Annotated in this window: 14 protein-coding genes; 5 read left to right on the top strand and 9 right to left on the bottom strand. The window is 61.4% G+C overall.

The window, feature by feature from the left end:
• Window positions 1-58: 58 nt before the first annotated feature.
• Genes GSQ75_RS11020 through GSQ75_RS11005 form a run of 4 tightly spaced genes read left to right on the top strand, consistent with a single transcriptional unit; the run spans window position 59 to window position 2,768 of the window.
• Window positions 59-532, top strand: a complete 474-nt coding sequence (locus GSQ75_RS11020; RefSeq protein WP_216840667.1) for a DoxX family membrane protein — start codon at window positions 59-61, stop codon at window positions 530-532.
• Window positions 532-975, top strand: coding sequence for a cupin domain-containing protein (locus GSQ75_RS11015; RefSeq protein WP_158754917.1), 444 nt, complete (start codon window positions 532-534; stop codon window positions 973-975). Before GSQ75_RS11020 ends, GSQ75_RS11015 begins: the two co-directional genes overlap by 1 nt.
• Before the next feature lie 6 nt (window positions 976-981).
• Complete coding sequence (locus GSQ75_RS11010) at window positions 982-1,884, top strand: SMP-30/gluconolactonase/LRE family protein (protein WP_158754915.1); 903 nt, start codon at window positions 982-984, stop codon at window positions 1,882-1,884.
• On the top strand, window positions 1,881-2,768 hold the full coding sequence (locus GSQ75_RS11005; protein WP_158754913.1) for a VOC family protein: 888 nt from the start codon (window positions 1,881-1,883) through the stop codon (window positions 2,766-2,768). The genes GSQ75_RS11010 and GSQ75_RS11005 overlap by 4 nt, the downstream gene beginning before the upstream one ends.
• A gap of 55 nt (window positions 2,769-2,823) precedes the next feature.
• Here GSQ75_RS11005 and GSQ75_RS11000 read toward each other — a convergent pair whose 3' ends face one another.
• The 6 genes from GSQ75_RS11000 to GSQ75_RS10975 all read right to left on the bottom strand — a co-directional run bounded on the left by GSQ75_RS11000 (window position 2,824) and on the right by GSQ75_RS10975 (window position 16,163).
• Complete coding sequence (locus GSQ75_RS11000) at window positions 2,824-4,263, bottom strand: glycosyl hydrolase (protein WP_158754911.1); 1,440 nt, start codon at window positions 4,261-4,263, stop codon at window positions 2,824-2,826.
• Between the two features lie 401 nt (window positions 4,264-4,664).
• Complete coding sequence (locus tag GSQ75_RS10995; RefSeq protein WP_158754909.1) at window positions 4,665-5,990, bottom strand: cytochrome c peroxidase; 1,326 nt, start codon at window positions 5,988-5,990, stop codon at window positions 4,665-4,667.
• Window positions 5,991-6,049: 59 nt separating this feature from the next.
• Window positions 6,050-8,476 carry an alkaline phosphatase family protein gene (locus tag GSQ75_RS10990; RefSeq protein WP_158754907.1) on the bottom strand — a complete coding sequence of 809 codons (2,427 nt, stop codon included), beginning with the start codon at window positions 8,474-8,476 and terminating at the stop codon, window positions 6,050-6,052.
• 201 nt (window positions 8,477-8,677) lie between these two features.
• A complete protein-coding gene (locus GSQ75_RS10985) occupies window positions 8,678-10,678 on the bottom strand; it encodes a tetratricopeptide repeat-containing sulfotransferase family protein (RefSeq protein WP_158754905.1) in 2,001 nt (666 codons plus the stop codon).
• 94 nt (window positions 10,679-10,772) lie between these two features.
• Window positions 10,773-13,445, bottom strand: coding sequence for a TonB-dependent receptor (locus GSQ75_RS10980; protein WP_158754904.1), 2,673 nt, complete (start codon window positions 13,443-13,445; stop codon window positions 10,773-10,775).
• 660 nt (window positions 13,446-14,105) lie between these two features.
• A complete protein-coding gene (locus tag GSQ75_RS10975; protein WP_158754902.1) occupies window positions 14,106-16,163 on the bottom strand; it encodes a phospholipase C, phosphocholine-specific in 2,058 nt (685 codons plus the stop codon).
• Between the two features lie 311 nt (window positions 16,164-16,474).
• Between GSQ75_RS10975 and GSQ75_RS10970 the strand changes: the two genes are divergently transcribed.
• Window positions 16,475-17,734, top strand: a complete 1,260-nt coding sequence (locus tag GSQ75_RS10970; RefSeq protein ID WP_254058535.1) for a DUF5690 family protein — start codon at window positions 16,475-16,477, stop codon at window positions 17,732-17,734.
• 87 nt (window positions 17,735-17,821) lie between these two features.
• Here the strand turns inward: GSQ75_RS10970 and phnN are convergent, their stop codons facing one another.
• The 3 genes from phnN to phnF are packed head-to-tail and all read right to left on the bottom strand — an operon-like array spanning window position 17,822 to window position 19,772.
• Complete coding sequence (gene phnN / locus GSQ75_RS10965) at window positions 17,822-18,367, bottom strand: phosphonate metabolism protein/1,5-bisphosphokinase (PRPP-forming) PhnN (RefSeq protein WP_158754899.1); 546 nt, start codon at window positions 18,365-18,367, stop codon at window positions 17,822-17,824.
• Window positions 18,364-19,041, bottom strand: a complete 678-nt coding sequence (locus GSQ75_RS10960) for a DUF1045 domain-containing protein (RefSeq protein ID WP_158754897.1) — start codon at window positions 19,039-19,041, stop codon at window positions 18,364-18,366. The genes phnN and GSQ75_RS10960 overlap by 4 nt, the downstream gene beginning before the upstream one ends.
• Window positions 19,041-19,772 carry a phosphonate metabolism transcriptional regulator PhnF gene (gene phnF, locus GSQ75_RS10955; RefSeq protein WP_158754894.1) on the bottom strand — a complete coding sequence of 244 codons (732 nt, stop codon included), beginning with the start codon at window positions 19,770-19,772 and terminating at the stop codon, window positions 19,041-19,043. The genes GSQ75_RS10960 and phnF overlap by 1 nt, the downstream gene beginning before the upstream one ends.
• Window positions 19,773-19,825: the final 53 nt, after the last annotated feature.

Below are 19,825 nucleotides of genomic sequence, written 5' to 3'. Positions count from 1 at the left end.
CATTCACCGTGCCACGCGCACGCTGCTGGTGTTTGGAGAAATGCACGGAGAAAATCTCTTGCTCAGCGTCCTGGTGGTTTTCTTCGCGCGCTGCCTGCTGGTGCTGCTGTTTCTTCCGTTCAGCGCGCTCGACAAGTTGCTGAACGCTAAGCAGGCGGTCGATCAGGCCGCCACGGCAACGCACTCGCGGTCACTCGGCACCGTGCTGATCTGTGCGGGATTCGCGATTGAAGTCGTGATGTCGCTCGCCATCCTGACGGGTGTGGCGGATCGGCTTGCCGCGGTCATCCTCGCCGGCTACTGCGCGATCACCGCACTGCTGTGGAAGCAGTTCTGGAAAGCGCCGGATTTCCGTTTGAAGGGTGCAAGCCAGGGCCGCGATACGTTCTGGGATTTCCTCAAGAACCTCGCGCTCACCGGAGGATTCCTGCTGCTGGCATTTGGCGCGACGGCGACAGGCGTCGGACGCTTTCTCGACCATCCACTGGCTTCTTCGCATCCCTACGCGCTGTCCGAACCGGTGGGCCGATGATGTCGGACAAGCCGTCCGTCAGTTACTGGCACCTATGGACCGATGCCGAAGGTGTCAGCCATCAGAAGCGCTGCGCGCTGACCCGCTTCGACCTGAAGTCGATGCAGCCGCCTGCCGCTCCGCAGTGGCAGGGAAGCAGAATCCAGGGACCCATGACCTTCATGGTCACAGTGCAGCCGGTGGGCTGGGTAGGCACATGGCACGAAAATCCGGCGCCGCAGTGGATCGTGCCGCTGTCGGGACGCTGGTTCGTGGAATCGATGGATGGCACGCGCATCGAGATGGGCGCAGGAGAAATCTCCTTCGGCGGCGATCAGAATTGCCGCGAACATGACGGACGCAAGGGTCATCGGTCCGGCACCATCGGCGACGTTCCCGCCGTGCTGCTGGTGATCCAGCTGGATGAATCGTCCGCGCCGTCTTCGCCGTGTGGATTCGGGTAAGCAGCGATGGACGCCCTTGACATCCTCGACCCAAAGTTTGCGCACTATCTCCTCGCCAACGCAGCGCTGGAGGAACTCGCCTCCGGGTTTCGCTGGATCGAGGGCCTGGTCTGGATGGGCGACGCCGATTGCCTGTTGTTCCAGGATCTGCCGCGCAATCGCACGATGCGCTGGATCGAGGATGTCGGGATCTCCACTTATCGATGCCCCTCGCACTATGCGAACGGCCAGTGCCGCGATCGCCAGGGCCGGCTGATTTCGTGTTCCCACCGCGAACGCTGCCTGTTTCGCACCGAACTCGACGGCACGCTGACGCGGCTGGTGGATCGCCACGACGGCCGCCGCCTGAACTCGCCGAACGATGTGGCCGTGAAGTCGGATGGCTCGATCTGGTTCACCGATCCGCTGTACGGCATCCAGAGCGACTACGAAGGTGGCCGGCAGGCTTCCGAGCAACCGCCCGCGCTGTACCGCTTCGATCCCGGGAACGGAAACATCAACCTGATGGCGGGTGATTTCGACGGCCCGAACGGCTTGGCGTTTTCACCCGATGAAACCAGGCTCTATGTTGCGGAAACCGGCGACCAGACCACCGACAATCCGAAGCAGTACATCCGGGTTTTCGACGTGGCGTCGGATGGCGGTCTGAGTGGCGGCGGCATTTTCCACAAGATCGAACCCGGCTATGCCGATGGCCTGTGCATGGACGAGGAAGGCAATCTCTGGTCGAGTGCCGCCGATGGCGTTCACTGCATCGATCCGGATGCACGGCTTCTGGGCAAGATACGCGTGCCCTATCGCGTGTCCAATCTGACCTTCGGCGGCCCCTTCCGAAACCGGCTGTTCATCGGTGGCTCGCATACCTTGTACGCCATCTTCCTCAACCGCCGTGGCGCCGGATGGCCATGACGACGGCCAGCGCCGGCAACACGATGGCGCGACTCGCGCGCATCAGCCTCACCTGCGCCGATGCAGAACGTCTGGCAGGCTTTTACGAGCGTGCGCTGGGCTTTCGCCGATTCGCGAGCGAACGACTTTCCGGCACGATGTTCGAGAAGCTCTTGCATGTCAAAGGCGGCGCCTTGAGCATCCTGCTCGGCCTCGGCCAGCAGATCGTCGAACTGCTGCAGTTCGACCAACCGGGTCGAGCGTATCCGGCGGATACCCAGTCCTCGGATCTCATCTTCCAGCACTTCGCCATCGTCGTTGCGGATATCGACGAGGCGTACAAGAACCTGCAGCGTGTGCGCGGCTGGACTGCCATCTCGGATGCCAGCCCGCAGCGCCTGCCGGCATCCTCCGGTGGTGTCAGCGCATTCAAATTCCGCGATCCAGAGGGCCATCCGCTCGAGCTGCTGGCCTTCCCTTCCGGCCACGTGCCTGCACACTGGCATGTGCGTGAAAAGGGCGCACTCCATCTCGGCATCGATCACTCCGCCATCAGCGTGTCGGACAGCGCCCGCAGCATCGCTTTCTATGCGGCGCTGGGCCTCGTCGTTTCCGCACGTTCGTTGAACGAGGGGACGGAGCAAGGGCAGCTCGACCATTTGCCCGACCCACGCGTGAACGTCATCGCCATGACGCCGAATCAGGCCACGCCGCATGTCGAACTGCTTTGTTACGAGCGGTCGCGGGCGGATCGCCGCGAGCCACTGCAAAGCCACGACGTCGCCACGACGCGGTTGGTATTCCAGTCACAGGTCTCAGCTGATGCAGCCAGCATCGAACCGCTGCCCTATCGCCTGGCCGACCCGGATGGTCATCACCTGATCATCGCGCCTGCAACCGGCTAACCGGACTGGCTAGCCAGTGCCGACCCGGCGTGCATGCCGCCGGAACCGCATGCAGTCACGCATCGTAATCGAATCGTATGGCAGCCACGGACTGGGGCGGCATGGAAACGTCCAGCGTGTATTGCCCGTCCCTGCTTTCGATCGGCAGCGCAGTCGTCTGCAGGCACGATGCCTCGTTCAACTCGGCGACCATCGCCTTGCTGAGGTATTCCGGCTTGCCCATCTGTTCCCAGCGCCGCTTCGCATTCGCATGCTCCAGGTCGATCCGCCGGATCGTCGCGGAACCGGCGGACTTGACGTTCCCGAGCGTGAAGGAGACGGCCTCAGTTGCGATGGGATGGCACGGCAGTGCGAAATTGGTGAGCACCAGCGTCGCCGATTTGCCGTCGCGCACCAGCCATGCATCCACGGTGGCGTGTTCGCCCTGCACTGCCAACAGCTCGGTGCCCAGTCCATGCAGCAACTCGTAGGCGCGATACGCCGGCTTGGCGATGCCATGGATGTTCAGCAGCCCGAAGCCGCCCTGGAACGGTTCCGAGGGGAAATAGTTTTCCTCGAAAATATCCGAGAAGGTCCAGTAACTGTAAGCCTGCACCAGCCCGTTGGCTTCCAGCACCGTCTTCACGATGAAGGCGGCAGCGTAAGGATCGTCATGCATCGGATCGCGCGGATTCGATGACGTGCACCACTCGGTGTAATAGACGGGCCGCTCGCCCGCCTGCTGGCGCACGGCGCGCGCTTCCTCGCGCAGGATGCTGCGCGTGCTTTCCGACAGTTCCGTTTCCGTATCGTCGCCCGGCTTGCCGAACGAATCGGTCGGATAGTGATGGGTGCTGATGAAATCGGCTGGCAAGGCCTGCGCCGTGCAGAAGTCGATGAAATCGGAGATCCAGGCATTGTCCGCCGTCACCGGTCCGCCGACCTTCAGTTCTGCGTCCACCGTCTTGATCGCCTCGACGGTATAACGGTAAAGCTCGAAGTAATCGCTCTGCTTGCCGCTGCCGAATGCCGTGAGATTCGGCTCGTTCCAGACTTCGAAGAACCATTGCCGCACTTCCTCGATGCCGTAGCGCTCGACCCAATGCTTCACCAGCTTGTGAATCAGCACCGACCACTGCGCGAGATCCCTCGGCGCGCTCACGTTGGCACGATAATGAAAGACCGTCTGGTCGCCGGATGACAGCGCGGAGGGCATGAAGCTCAGCTCCACGAACGGCTTCATGCCGATGGACAGCAGGAAGTCGAAAATCTGATCGGCATTGAAAAACGAATACAGCAGCTGGTCGCTCTGGCAGATCAACGTGCCCATGTCGTCGGACAGGATGCCGTGGAAGCGCACATGCTGCATGCCCAACTCGTCATGCGCACGCTTGAGCTGCGCCTGCCAGTCCGCACGCAACGCGAGCGTGGCATGCCCGCTCCCGACGGTATGCTCCCAGAAGTGCGGGAGTGCAGTCGACTTGTCGTTGAGTTTACCGCTGAAGCTCGCAACCATATTGCCGTTTTCCCGATATCGTGGATCGATTGAGTCAGATCTTTCGGCATGCACTTGAGACAAACTGACAGCGAATTCTCTTTAGCTTTGCGAGTTTCGATTGTGCGAAAGATATGCTCGGGCCTACATGCGCCGAACATCACAAGCAGTGATCGTCCACCGGCATGTGTGCATGCATAGTGATCCTCCGTCGGCTTTTCGAGCGCTGTTACCGGTACATGGTCATTCAGCCGAAAAAGCATGCTTGGCAGGTCGGCTGCGCACGGATTCATAGTCCAGTCCCGCCTACGCAAAGCCAGGCGTGGCGAAATGCTGAATATCGTGGGTGGGTGCCGGGGTTGAGCGCACCCGATGTCGCTCCGGTGCAGCAGCACCGTAACTCAGCCTGGAAGGGAATCCTGCTACTGGCCGCTGGCCCTGGCCCCGCCGGCGATGGCTGAATAGCCATCGTTCAAGGTTTTCAGAAAAGCGATCAGGTCATGGATCTCGGCTTCGTTCAAAGCTGGTTTCCCCGCATAGGGGCGATCCAAAGGCGCATCGGTGCGGTTGATGTTGTCACGGTATCGCGGTGGCGAATCGTCGAATTCATCGAGCATGCCTGCCACCATCGGATACCACTTGCGCGGATCGGTATCGCGCTCGACATAGAAATGCATCACATCTTCCAGACGATGGAACCGGCCGTTGTGGAAGAACACCGCGCGTGTCTCCACATTGCGCAGGGTCGGCGTCTTGAACATGCCGCAATACCCGGCCTCGCGCGACAGATCCTGACGATAGGGCCCGCACAGACCGAGATCGAAATAGCCGGGATCACGATTGGCGAGTATCTCGGGGTTGCGTGGCACACCCAACGCGGCAAACGAATAATCGGTGAACGCGGCCGGTCGTCCGCCCGGGCCCGGTGTGTCCGTGTGGCACTTCGCACAATTGCCTTTCTGCGGATTGTTGAACAGTGCATAGCCACGGATTTCCTGCAGCGTGAGTTGGTCGTGGCCGGACATCACTGCATCGAATTTGCTGGTATACGGATGAAAACTGGCGTCCTCGGTCTGGAACGCCTCGAGTGCCAGACCGATGTCTTTGAAGGCCTGGTCGGGATGGCTGAAGATGTTCGCTCCGAATACCTGCGCGAACTCCTGTGCGTACTTCCCGTGCTTCACTTTCGCGACGACAGCCTCTTCATTCGGGTTGGCCATCTCGTTCGCATGCAGCAAGGGTATGGCGGCCTGCTGATGCAACGAAGCCGCGGCGCCATCACGGGTAAAGCCACCGGTCGGACCTTCGTCCTCGCTGTCTTCGGATGCGGGTGTATAAAAATGCTGACTGAAGAGCGGTGTAAACGTCAGGTAACGCAGTGATGGCACTGAACGCGTTCCCGCCTGGCGCAGGTCTGCTCCGCCGCGCTGTACCGCGAGACCATTCGGTGGTCCGTAGGCATGCTCCGGGCTATGGCAGCTCGCACACGACATTCGCCCCGATGCCGACAGTGCCGCGTCGAAGAAGATTTTTTTTCCAAGGGCGGCTGGTGCGCTCAAGTGTGCCGGCACCGGCGGATAACGCACCCACATCTGCAGCGATGTTTTCGCGGCTGCGGCCGGCTGGGTCGCAGACACCGGCCAAGCTTCGACCGATAGCGAAAGCCACAGGCCGATCGCCGCAAACAGCGCGGAGACCGCGCAGGTTGCCTGCCTGATGCCGCTGCGTGTCGTCCTGCCAGCATGCATCGCGTCGCTCAGCCAAGGATGGAATGGAAGTTTGCCGTCATGCGAAGCCTCCGCTGCATTCAGAAATCGAACATCGACATCAGGTCACCCACGGCCGGCGTATTGATCGGCTGGTATGGATGCGCCGCCAAGGTCACCGGGTTCGGCAAGGTGTCGCGGCTGCGTGTCGACAGCGGCGGCATGCGCCAGTTGCGCTCGATGAATTTCAGCACCGAGGCATGATCGTAGTAGGTATGTTCGACCGTGCCTCGGCGGGCATAAGGCGACACCACCAGCATGGGAATACGCGGACCGTCACCGAAGAAATCCAGGCTCTGGATATAACCGGTATCGAAGTGGCCGCCGCCTTCGTCGGTGGTTATCAGGATCGCCGTATGCGCCCATAGCGCCGGGTCTGCCTGGACTTTGGCCAAGATCGTCCGCAGGAAGGCCTCATAGCTCGCCGGTGCCGAATAGCCGGGGTGTCCGCTATCGAGATTCTTCGGTACCACGAACGAAACCGCGGGCAAGGCGTGATTCGCGATGTCGTCAAAGAACGTGGTCAATCCGGCGAGCCTGGCCTTCAGCGCCGTATTCGTCATCACCTCGGCCGATCCCACCAGCGGATCGCCGATGTTGTTGTACTGCTCCATTTGCGCCTTCGCCGGGGGCAGATGCATGGTCGCAGCGTCGGCCGCGAGATCCGCCGGATCGCGCCCGCCGGTATACCATTTCCACGTCACGCCTTTGCGTGCCAGCGCTTGCGCAATGGTGGGCACGCGCTGCGGCGGATAAGTGTAGTTGTTCGGACCGATCGGCTGGACCTTGCCATCGATGTCATAGCCCGGATCGTAATTGTTCACCAGGTAATACGCGTCGGGCGCACATTTGCTTTCGATGTGCTTCGCGCGCAGGAACGCGAGGATGCTGCCTACGCCAGGTTGCCCGGGGTCGGAGCACTTCACGTAAGAGCCGCCTTCATACCCATCCTGGACATAGAAGTTCGCGGTACCCGGCATCGGGTTCGGATTCTCGATCTGGTTCGCCGGTGGCGCGGCGATCATCCCGTCCTTGTTGAAGTAAGGCATGTCTGCCGTGGCCATCGAGAAGAAATTGTCGCCGGTGCCACCCATCACGGACTGATGGTAGTTGTCGCCGAGGGCGAATGTCTGCGCCAACGCATGGAACAGCGGAGCATCACCGGTCGACATGTTCATGAAGCCCATCAGCTCGCCACCCTGGGCCGGGTTGGCTGGCGTGACGCCTTTGCTGTCACCGCCCATTCCGGTCGCGGCAGCCACCCAGGTGAACATGTCGTGTCTGCGGTTGTCACCGCCGGTCTGCTGCCACATCTGGAAGAAACGGTGCACCGGATCTCCGGTCACGACGGCCGCGCCCGTCGCGCTGTACGGCACGTATCGGGTGATCTGAAACGGGCCATTGGGCAGAGTCGCAGGGAAACGATTATCGGGAAGCCCGCCAGCGGTCTGAAACGTAACCGGATCCAGCTCACCGATCGTCTTCGGTTGCGGCAACGTGCCGTAGGCGCCGGCGCGAGCGGGATCGATGGAGTACCCGGTTTGAACCGCACCCTTGTACTGCGCCGTCACGCTGAAGTTTGGCCCCGGCGTGCCATCGGCCTGGATGATGCCTTCGGACAACAGATTTCTGATCGTCTGGCCCGGCGGTGGGACATAACCGCCGAACAGACCGTCGAGGCTCTGGTTCTCGCCGATGATGACGATCACGTGTTGGATAGGCGTTGTCGTCGGCCCTTCGGCCAGCGCCGCGGCCGATGCCACCGCCCTGGCCGACACGGGGGCAGACAAAGCACCGCTGGCAGGAATCGAGACAACCGTGCGGTCCTCATCGCTGCCGACAGCAACCGTGCCGTCGTACACATTGAAGCGCGTGACCGCGAACAAATTGCCCAGCGGGCTCTGCGCATTCGTCTGGTAGGACGGGTCACCGATCGGATCGGCAACGGCATGCACCGGTAGGTGAAGTGACGTGAACAGCGGCTGCAGGACGCCGCTCACGTCCCTGTTCGCCTGGGCAATACGTCCGATGGAAATGCCGGCCGCGGTCATTTGTGCCGTGCTCGGTGCGTCATGAAGCACCACACCCAGCACGCGCTGGGTCAGCAACGAGGTCAGCGGATTCAGATTTGCCACGATGGGCTCCATCGCACCGTCAAGCGATGGAACGATCACCGCTGACAACGTGACTGGTGTGCCGTCGCTATCGTTGAACGGTGCGGTAAGCACGACGGGCCCGGCACCCTTCAACACGATCGTGAAATGGCCATGTGCGTCCGTCACGCTCGATAGCGTGCGATTCCCTGCACTGTCCGTGGCTGTCACCGGCACGCCAACCAGCGGCACATTGCTGCCCACAACACCGCTCACGCGATGGTTCGCAGGGTTTGTCGAGGTAGGTGCGCCAACGCAAGCGGTCAGGGACATGAGTGCAGCCAAGCCGGCCAGTGCCAATAAACGAGGTTTCATCAAGTATCCCGGTAGTCAGTGCTTGAACTGTCCACGGACCTCTCGTGGCGCAGGCTATCCAGCATCTCAAACATGTTTGCAGTTGCAGATGACAACTTTGATTATGGCGTGGCTTGCGGTCGACGTTAGGCTCACACCGCTTCGCCTCGGTCGTGGACTCGGCATTTCGCATTCCCATGCCAGCGCTCCGTCGGCCATGGATCAGCGATAGGCCGCCAACGCGCTGCCGAGCGCTTCCTTCAGCGGACCCAGCCAGGCCTCGTATTTCGTCCATTGATCCATCGCGTCGCGGAAGATCGGCTGACGGACCTGTTCCGAGCTGGCCGTGCGCACGCTGCGCGCAGTCTTGTGGAACTCCAGGCAGGACGGTTCGAATGCCAGTCCGCAGAAATCGAGAATCCGCCGCACATTGCTCTCGAGATCCTCGACGACGTCCTCATGCTGGACACGCAACACGTGACCCGGCAACACCTCGCTCCAATGTTGCATGAGATCGAGATAGGTGCGGTAGTACCGCGCGATGTCTTCGACGCTGTAGGTGAATTCCTGGCCCGTGGCAAACAGCTGTTTCAGGTTGCTGAAACAGCAGGCAATCGGTTCGCGCCGTACGTCGATAATCTTCGCGTTGGGCAGGATCAGATGGATCAGGCCGATATGCCGGAAGTTGTTCGGCATCTTGTCGATGAAGTACGGCTTGTTGCCGCGATAGATGCGGGTATCGTCCAGGTACTTTTCACCGAGTCGCAGAAAATCCTCGGGCGCGAGCTCTGCCAGGATGCCCGGATAACGCGGGTTGCCGAGGTCGAGATCCCGTCCTTGCAGGTCGAGCACCATGCGTGGGATCTCGCCCAACTCATGGGTGCCTTCGACGCGCGAATGGGATGCCAGTATTTGCTCGATCAAGGTGGAACCGGCGCGCGGCAACCCGACGATGAAGATTGGGTCCGGGCGCTGATCGCCAACGCCTTTGCGGCTGGCGATGAACTCGCGCGTGCAGACTTCGATCTGCTGGCGTGTGTTGGTTTCGATGATCTCGGCGCGGTAGCGGCTCTCGGACCGCTTGAGCGCGTTGCCCTGGCTGTAATAACGCCACGATTCGGCGTAATCACCACGGTCCTCGAACGCCTTGCCGAGCGCGAAGCACAGATGCTGACGATCGACGGGCTGCGTGGCCGGTGCTGCTTCGGCGGCGCGCATGCGGGCGATCTCCGCATCGGCGAAACGATACGTTTTCAGATTCGCCAGACTCCAGTAAGCATCACCAAAATCCGGGCGAGCGGCAGCAGCGGCGCGATAGGCCTCGATCGCTTCCGCCTGCCGTCCCTGCGTCTTCAGCGAATGGGCGAGCGACAGATGCAGGTCGGCCGCGCCGGGCAGCTCTTGCAGCAGCTTCCGGTACAACGTGATGGCGCGATCGTGTTCTCCCAAGCCGACGCTCGCGCTGGCGTAGAGCGCCCGGTAATCGAGATGCTCGGGCTCGCGGGCAAGCAGCTTCTCGGCCTCCTCGCAGGCACGCTGGTACAGGTGTCGCTCGAGCAGTACGCAGGCATAGTCGTAGCGTGCCGCCCGATAATCCGGGGCAAGCTTCAGCACGGCGGCGAGCAGGGTTTCGGCATCGTCGAGTACGTCGCGCTTCAGGCCGATGCGGGCGAGCAAGCGCATCGCCTCGACATCGTTGCCGGCTTTGAGCAGATAGGCCCGGATGATCTGTTCGGCAGGTTCCAGTTCGCCATCCGAAAAATGGCTGGTCGCGCGCACGACCTCGGGCGCCAGGCGCTTGAGCGTGGCGACGTGCGCGGCGGCGGTCGCCGCGTTGGCGCTATCGCCCGTCATGCGGTAGAGCCCTTCGAGCAGGTTCCAGCTCGAAGGCAGCGCCGGGTTGATGTTGACCGCACGCAGCAGCGCGTCGATCGCGCGCGGCGCATGGCGTCGCACCACGTAACAGTGGCCGCGCTCTTCGTGCATACGGCTGTAATGAGGATATTGCTGTTCCATGCGCGCCAGCGTTTGCAACGCAGCGTCGATCTGTCCCAGGTAACGCTGGCTGCGGGCTACCAGATAGAGCACTTCGACATGATCGGGTACCTCGGCCAGCAACGCCTGGGCGGCCGGCAAGGCGAACGCGTGCTGCCCGTCCACCTGCAACTGACGGATGCGCTGCAGCTGAAGCTCCAGCGACGAAAGGTTTGGGTCGGTTGCCATAGCGTTCACAGGAACAAGGAGAACCATTACTAGTGGGGGCGGGCGTCCAGCCCACCCCCATTCTATTTGCATCGACTTCGCGCGAGATGAGCGCCTAGAACTTGAAGCCCACCTTCACGCCGATCACACGCGGACGGATCGGTACCTGCGACTCGATGAACTCGGCCGAGGACGTAAACACGCTGGCGTGACTGTTGTTCAGATTGGTGCCGTAAAGCGACACGTTCCAGTTGTCCTTGGCCACGCCCAGCGATGCGTCGACGGTGGTGTAGGCGGCCTGCAGGTAACGCAGCTCCACCGTGGTGATATCCGTCACGCCTGTGCCGCTGGGATAGGTTGCCGGCTGGTTGTACATCGAACCGGTGCGGTTTGCGCCAACCTGCCAGAACGCCTTCATGCCGTCGCCGAACGTCCAGTCGTAACGCAGGCGCAGATTGAACTGCGAGCGGGGCGAGAATGCCGGCGTGCTGCCCACTTCGCCGAACGGATTGGCGAACGACGCCACGTCGCCGACGGCTCCGGTTTCGACGATGCACGTGTTGTAGCCGGCCGACCCCGGAATATTGTTGACCAGGCACGGCGAGTTGGTCTGTTTGGAATGGTTGAGTGAACCCGCGCCCATGAGGGTCAGGCCATCGGTAATGCGCCCCTGGAATTGCAGCTCCATGCCCTGAACCTTGTAGTTCGGACCGTTGACCGCGAAGGTGGTGTTACCCAGCACCAACGGGTTGAAGAACTGCATCTGCACGTTGTCCCACCGCATGTCATACAGTGAGCCATTGAGCTGAAGGCGGTCATCGAAGAATTGGGTCTTGAAGCCGATTTCGTTGTTGGTCAGCGTGTCGGGCGCGTAGCTGAGCGGCTTCTTGTACTGCGCCTCGCCATCGAGCTTCGCCACGTCCGAAGACGTGCGGTTGAAACCACCCGGACGGAAGCCCTGCGAGAAGGTGTAGTACACCATCGTGTCCGGCGTGATGTGCCACACCAGGTTTGCATTGCTCTTAAAGCCGTTATACGTCTTGTGGTAGTTCATCACCGTGTCATCGCCCACATAGGTGCCATTGGGCACGTTTACCTGGGCGGTGGTGGTATAGAACTCGGTGCCGGTCTGCCACTCGGAGTAATGGTAGTAACGCGTGCCGACCGTCGCGGTCAGCACATCCGGGAGGATGTCATACGACATCGAGCCGAACGCCGCTTCCTGCTTGTAGCCACGTTGTGCGTTTTCGCCGAAAGCCGTGCCAACGGGCTCGTTGACGCCCGGCGAGGACTGCGCGTTGGCTACGCAGGGCGCACCACCGGCTTGTGCGGTCGCAAGATTTCCCGGTGTGCACGACGGAATGGTCAAGTAATCGAAGGCCATGTGGTCGTCGATGTTGAAATCTTCGTAGTACAGGCCGCCAAGGAAACGCAGGCGATCGTCTTCCGGTGTGCTCAGGCGCAACTCGTGGCTCTGGTGCGTGCTGGACACCTTGTCGTTCCAGTAGCCATTCGGCGAATAGCAGGTCGGCTTGCCGGCGCTGGAGAGGCCCGCTGAAGTGCCGGTGCATTGGTAATACATGCCGCCGGCGCTACGCGCGTAATTGGTGTAATCCTGCTGCTCGCTGATGCGGCGATTGGTGTAGCCGCCGGTGTAAACCAGCGACAGGTCGTCGCTGATCTCGCCGTTCAACGTCCAGGTGGTGTTGGTGTAGTGGTCATTATTCCAGGCCGGCACGAAGTCGGTGATCTGATTGGTGCCGAGCTTCTGGCCATCCGCACCGACTGGGTACGTCGAGGCCTGGCCGTTGGCATCCATGTTCTGGTAGCTCTCGGCGATCAGGAAGTTCCAGTTGTCGTTGATCTTCCACAGCCCGGACACGCGGGCACCTTTATAGTCGACCGGATTCCAGTTGTTCTGCGCGACGCTGTAGTTGTTGGCAACCGGGGTGCCGCCGGCAGCCACGTAAGGAGCCATCGCACCGCCGCCGTCGGTGGGCAGGCGCGTGAACGTGCTCGGCACGTTGTCGATGTAGCCACCCTGATGATCGTTGTAGATCACGGCACGCACAGCGAACGTACCGGGAACGATCGGCAGGTTCAGCACCGCGTTGGCGGAATTGTTCGGGGCGCCGCCGGCGGTGATGCCGGTGCTGGCTTCGATGCTGCCGCTGACCTTGTCGAGATTCGGCTTGTTGGTGATGTAGCGCACCGCGCCGGCCTCGGCGCCACCGCCGAACAGGGTACCCTGCGGGCCTTCGAGTACTTCGACGCGTTCCATGTCGGCCATGTAGATGTCGAGGTTGCGCGCCGGGAACTGCATGGACTGGTCGTCCAGATAGACGGCCACGTTCGGGAACGGTGCGATGGTCGCGCTGGACTGGTTGCCGAGGAAGCCGGTGCTCAGGCCACGCATGTAGATGTTGCCCTGGCCCGGCCCGTTCGCGGCGAAGGTCACGTTGGGCAGGTATTTGATCAGGTCATCGAATGACGCGATGTTCAACTGTTGCAACGTCGTGCCGGTGAATGCCTGAATCGTGATCGGCACGGCCTGGATGTCTTGGGTGGTGTGCTGCGCGGTGACGGTAACCGTCTGCAGCGTGTTCACGTTGGACGGGTCGGCCGTGGCCGGTGCCGCCGCGGCCGAGGTTGCCGCGGGCGACGTAGCGCTGAGCGCGGCGGCGGTCGGGGCGCTGTTGGTGAATGGGGTGTTGTCTTCAGCGGCATAGGACGCGCGGCATGCAACGAGCGCAGTCAGCACCGCGAAGGCGATCTTATTGACTTTCAAGGGTCTCTCCAGATGGTCTGTAGCTGAGTGTCACAACAGCACGGCGTCAGCCACGGGCGGCGCGGGCAGCGCCGCTGACGACATGGGCGGTTGTGGAGTCATTGGGTTGTGCTGGCAACTGTTGCCGCAGGTAGCGCAAGGCGTGCTGGAGCGCGAAGCAACGCCATAAAGCGCCCTTGAGCTAAGTGATTGGTTTCAAGCGTTCCCCTAGGCCCGCCTTGCTGGTGATGGCCCCTGTATTTCAACTGAGTCTCATTGCATGCATGTTGTGCGGGTATTGCGTCGCGACTTCGCGGATGCGACATCCAGGGCTACTTATCTAGATCGACCGATCCAGGTGGCTGTCGATACGCCGCCGCCCTACGTGGCGCTAGCGCATCAACTCCGAAGCACCCGTTGGCAATGCGCCCCCGCCTGACGCATGCCGCCGTGTACAAAGTGTTCCCCCGACGAATCGAAGCGGTATGGCGAATCAGCGAGAGCAGCATCGTGCCGTGTTGTCTATCGTTCCGTGCCAGGCATTCCAGCAGGCTCGCGTGCTGCTGCCATGACGGGACCTAGACAACCCAGGGAAGTGGTATGCACGACATCGAACGAGGAACGGGTGTCACACCGGAAGGCGGACCAGCGGCATCTTGCGTGCTGCTGATGGACCATGACTCAATGCGGCGGCTCGGTGGTACTGGCCAAGCCGTTTTCCATATGACCGGCAAGACGTCGTGACCAGTTGCTCAATCCGGCAACCGTAGCCTTGAGGTCATACCAGTTGGCATTGCTGCCCAGGTTCCAGGTGTCGCTGACGCTACCGCCGGCTTTCACCGTATAGATGCGCACGTCTTCGCCGTTGTACCCGTTGATCACCGTCATCGTGCAGCTGCTGCTGCCGGCATTGGTCATGGTCAGCTGAATACTGTTGCCGGTGGGGTTATAGGTGATCTGTGTTTCGGGCATCACCGAAGCCGACTTGGCGCTGCCCTGCCAATGGCGCAGGAAGCCATTGGGCCCATGCACTTCCAGCGCGTAGGTGCCACCGCTAAAGATACTGCCATTCCAGTAATCGGAAACGCTGTCTGCGGCACCCACGGTGTAGGTCCAGGGACCCGTGGAACTACTGCGGTTGAATGCGTAAACCTGAAATACCGCGCCAACCGTACCGTTGTTGATGAAATTGATGTCGAACTGGTTTGCCGAGGTGTTGATGCTGCCTTGCGCATCCAGAATGTATGGAAGCGCGCACGCCGGATAGGTACCCGATTCACCTGTGGGCATGGCCTGCGTGGTCGGTACCGTCGGGGTGGGCAGCGAGGAGCATTCCGTGCTCGACTGTGCGGTGTAGCCCGCGGTCGAAGGCAGACTCGGCCAAGCCGTATTGTCGCCACTGAAATTGAATGCCGAGGTGAGATTGCCGCAGACCGCGCGGCGCCAGGCACTGATGTTGGGCTCGGTGACACCGAAGCGCTGCTCGAGGAATTGCAATACCGAGGTATGGTCGAACACCTGCGAACACACCCGGCCGCCGTACGTCCACGGCGAAATGATGATCATCGGTACGCGGAAGCCAAGGCCGATCGGCGAAGAGCTGATGGTATCGCCCGATTCGTTGACCGTGGTCAGCTCGCCGGACGTGCTGACGGTTGATTTACCACTCAGGATGTCCGAAGGCGGGCACGGCGGCGGGATGTGATCGAAAAATCCGCCGTTCTCGTCGTAGTTGAGGATGAAGACGGTGTTGGCGTAAACGCTGGGATTGGAGGCCAGCGCTGCAATCAGTTGTGCCGTGAGGTTTTCACCATCCGGTGGCTGGTAGCTCGGATGTTCGGATAGTGTGCTGGGTGCGACGATCCACGATACCTGCGGCAACGCGTTGTTGGTAACGTCGCTCTGGAAGGCCGTCACGATGTTGGCTACCGTGGCCATGCCCTGGTCGTAGAGCGCCGATCCGGAGGCGGCTTTCTTGAAATTGGCGAACCACGCCAGCGCGTTATCGTCGAAATTGTCGGTTTCCTGATAAACCTTCCAGGTGATGCCGGCCGACTGCAGCCGCTCGGCATAGGTCGTCCAGGTCCAGCCCGAGCTGGATTCCGTGTCGTCCAGTATCGGCGTCTGACCTACCGAGAGACCGTTGCAGCCGGTGAACAAGAACAGGCGATTCGGATTGGTGTCGGTCAGGGTGGAGCTGAAGTACTGGTCGCAGATGGTGAAGTTGTCGGCCAGCGCGTAGTAGAACGGCAGGTCGTTGCGATCATAGAACCCCATGCCCATGCCGGCCGAGCGCGCCGTGTTCCAGGCATTGAACTTGCCGCCATTGACCATTTCCGTATCGACGGTAAAGCCCATCGACGACGCGGCCACGCAAGTGGCGCTGGTCGCCGTCGTATCCATGTGGAACGGCAGCATGTAACCCGCGGCATTGCCGGTGTAGGGTTGGTGCCAAACGTTATTCGCCGTCAACGTGGTGCTTGGCAACGGCGGCGGTACGGGATCGTTGAAACCGCGCACGCCGGGCCGGCTGCCGTAATAATGATCGAACGCACGATTTTCCTGCATGAAAATCACGACGTGCTGCACGTCGTTGATGGTGCCGGTCAGGCTGGCTGCAGGTGTCGCCAGTGCCTGGCGGATAGCCGGCGGCAACATGGACATGACCGTCAATCCGCCCGCCGCCCCTGCCGTCATTTTCAGGAACCGCCGGCGCTTGATATCGTCTATCTCGCTCACGTCGTTCTCCACGTTAGTCAGGTAGGCTTCTGCCGCACTCCGGCCTAGCACTAGAAGAACGCAAAGACGTTTCAGCCGATTGCCAATCGCGGGACAGACTGCGTACAAGAAGCAGACCCGTGCGCAGGGTTGTCTAATGCCTTCACACCCTGTCTCTGGCTATTCCAGAGAATCCAGGAGCGCCGGATGCGCAGTCCGGCCTAGACAACGCCACAACGCTGTCATGTGCCGGCCACAACATGCCCGACATTCCGTAAAGGGTTGTCGGTATGCGTGTTACTTCCTGGCTGTCTGACCAGCATCGTCATCGGATGACGATCAATCTGCTCGCCGGCAGCGCGGCGTTTCTGGCGTATGCCTCGATGTATGCGTTCCGCAAGCCGTTTACGGCTGCCGAGTTCACCGGCCTGCATTTCGCCGGGGTCGACTACAAGGTGTGGCTGGTCATCGCCCAGGTGTTCGGTTACATGCTCAGCAAGGTTCGGGGCATTACCTGGATCGCCGAGATGCAGCGGCAGAATCGAGCCCAGGCACTGGCCGGATTGATCGGCTTTTCCTGGGTTGCCTTGCTCGGCTTCGCGTTGATTCCGGCACCGTGGAATATCGCCTGCCTGTTTCTCAACGGATTGCCGCTGGGCATGGTGTGGGGCGTGATATTCGGCTACATCGAGGGCCGGCGCAGCACTGAACTGATGGGCGCCTTCATGTGCGCCAGCTTCATCGTCGCGTCCGGCGTGGTGAAGACGGTAGGCAAGTACCTCATGGTCAAGCACGGTGTCAGCGAGTTCTGGATGCCGTTTGCCACCGGCATGGTGTTCGTGCCACCGCTGTGTCTTGCCACATGGGTGCTCGAACGCCTGCCGGCACCGAGTGCCGACGACATAGCCGCGCGCAGCGTGCGCATGCCGATGGATGCGCAAAGTCGCAGCGCGTTCCTGGCACGCTTTCTACCCGGCGTGGTCCTGATCGTGTTGGCGTATATCGCGCTGACGATCATGCGCGATTTCCGCGACAACTTTGCCGCCGAGATCTGGGCCGACCTCGGCCTTGGCAACAGCGCCGCCGTGTTCACCCAGACCGAAGTGCCGATCGCTATCGCCGTGCTGCTGATCACCGCCTGCACGATGCTGGTGCGTGACAACTTCAAGGCGCTGATGCTGAATCATGTGATGATTTTCAGCGGCTTTGCCATCGCGGTGATCGCCACATGGCTGCACAGCCGTGGCGTGATCGACCCGGTGTGGTGGGTCGGCGGCAGCGGCTTTGGCCTGTACCTCGCTTACGTGCCTTACAACTGCACGTTTTTCGAACGCATGCTGGCGACCTTCCGGGTGGACGGCAATGTCGGATTTATCATGTATATCTCGGACGCCAGCGGCTACATGGGCAGCGTCGCCATCATTCTGTTCAAGGAATTCGGCGGCATGCACCTGTCATGGGCGGCGTTTTACGCCAGTGCCGTGGTGGCGCTATCGAGCATCGGCATGCTGATCACCCTCACTTCGGCGCTCTATTTCAAGGCCAAGGCCCGGCGCGTCGACGTGCCAGTGGCGATGCCGACCCTTGCCTGACTCGTTGCATCACAACAGTGAAAGCTGCGATCCCAGCCCAGCTGACTGGCCATCGTCGCGACATGTTCAACGACGCTATTTGTCGACTCAGCGGGTTTGCGTGATCGCACCCAGCAACGCGATGCCGGCTTCGGCGAGATCGCCGTCGTTGTGAATCACCAGGGTGCCTGTTGGCGCCAGATAGGCATCGCTACGAGCAAGTCGTGCGGCGATATCCTGACTGCTTTCACGTCCGCGTGAAGCCAGACGCTTGGCCATCGTCTCGCGACTGGCGGTGATCAGTACAGGGTGCAGCTCAGGGAAGCGCTCGCATGCCTGCAGATAGGCATCACGCGAACCATTCACCACGACCTTGGCACCGCGCTCCAGCCAGTGCTCGATTTCGCGGCCAATGCCGTAGTGCAGTCCATGGGCCTGCCAGGTCAGTGCGAACAGTCCGCGATGCTCGCGTGATACGAACTCCGCCTCGCTCAGCGCCACATGGTTCTCGCCGCCTGCATCCGCCGGTCGGGTGATGTAGCGGTGTGCGCAGAGCACATCATGGGAAACGCCATACGCGCGCACCCAGCGAAGCACGCTGTCCTTGCCCGCACCTGAGGGCCCCATCACGTAGTACAAGCGTCCTTCACTCACAACGTGTTCTCCATGCCCGGTGCGCACAACGGAATCCGTTCGACCAACTCGAACGCGCCACCAGGCGTGGCTTCACGACAGATCGATAGCGCATCCACCCGCGTCGGCGGAAGCTCGGCCACGCGTGGCTCCAACCATTCGCGCATTGCCTTTTCTTCAGACTCGAGGGCGGGCGCGGACAAGGTCAGGTGAAAGCGGTAGCGATCCAGTACATATGGATAGCCGTAACCTTGCAGCAAGCGGACTTCATCCCCATCGAGACCAGCGCTGCGACGATCCAGCGTCTCTTTCGACAGCGGGGCACACAGGGGCAGCAATGCCGTCAGGCAGGTTGCCGCCAGTTGCTGTGGTGCAGCCCCATCAACACATGGGCGAAGGGCGAGAAAGCCGGCTAGCCGATGGATGTGCAGTGGCAATTCAAACGATGCGCAGGCATGTGCCACCGAGGCGACGGCACGACGCACATCGTCATAGGCGACATCCGCTGCCAGCGTGAATGGGGCGCGGATCGTCGCGTGCCAACCGTAGCGACGTGCTTTGACCAGCAATGCATTTTGCCGTTCTGTGCTGATGCCCGGCAGTTCCGGCGCATGGGGCGACGCCGCCAGCCAGTCATGACCCAGGCGACCCAGCGCGGTGTCGCTGGCGGGGCAGAAATAGATCGCGTAGCGCATCAATCGTTCGCCATCAGCACGAGTTGCACCCAGTCGCCCGAAAAGCGCGTGATGCCATATTGCACCGGCACGCCGCGCGGATCGGCATTGATCGATTGCACATGCAGCACGGGGCGGTTCGTTGGCTGTTTCATCAGCCGCGCCGTATGGGCATCCGGCAAGCGCGCAGAGACGCGGGTATGTTTGCGTACATAGTCGCTGATGCCGAACTCGTTCAGCGTCTGGGTGACTGACTGCGTGCGCCGATAGATCGCCGGCAGTCCGGGAAAACGCGCTGCCGGAAAGTACGCCGTGCTGTGGTCAACGATATGACCGTCAGCCCGACTCGTCGTTTCGATGCGATAGACATACTCGTTGCGCCCCAGGCCCAGCGCGTCCGCCACCTGCGCCGGCGGGATCTCGCGGGCGTCTTCCAGGATCTCAGTGTCGGTATCGACATTGAGGTTGCGCATGTTCTGAGTGAAGCGCGTGCGCCGGCTGATCGCGTAGTCCAGCGTCTGCTCCTGCACGAACGTGCCCCGCCCCTGCTCGGTGCGCACCAGATTGCGCTGCTCCAGCGCGGCCATCGCTCGACGCACGGTGTGCCGGTTGACGTCGAAACGGGTCGCCAACTCCTGCGCAGAGGGCAGCATCTCGCCCTGCCGCAACCGTCCCTTGAGGATGTCGTCGGCAAGAATGTCGCCAATCTGGCTCCATAGCGCCACGCCACGCCCGCGCTCTATTTCGCTCATACCACTTCACCCGCCTGTCTATTCACCGTCATGGCAGCGGCACGCTGGCCTGC

Source organism: Dyella sp. S184 (assembly GCF_009766065.1).
Classification (GTDB): Bacteria; Pseudomonadota; Gammaproteobacteria; order Xanthomonadales; family Rhodanobacteraceae; genus Rhodanobacter.
This window is presented reverse-complemented; position numbering and strand designations above follow the sequence as displayed.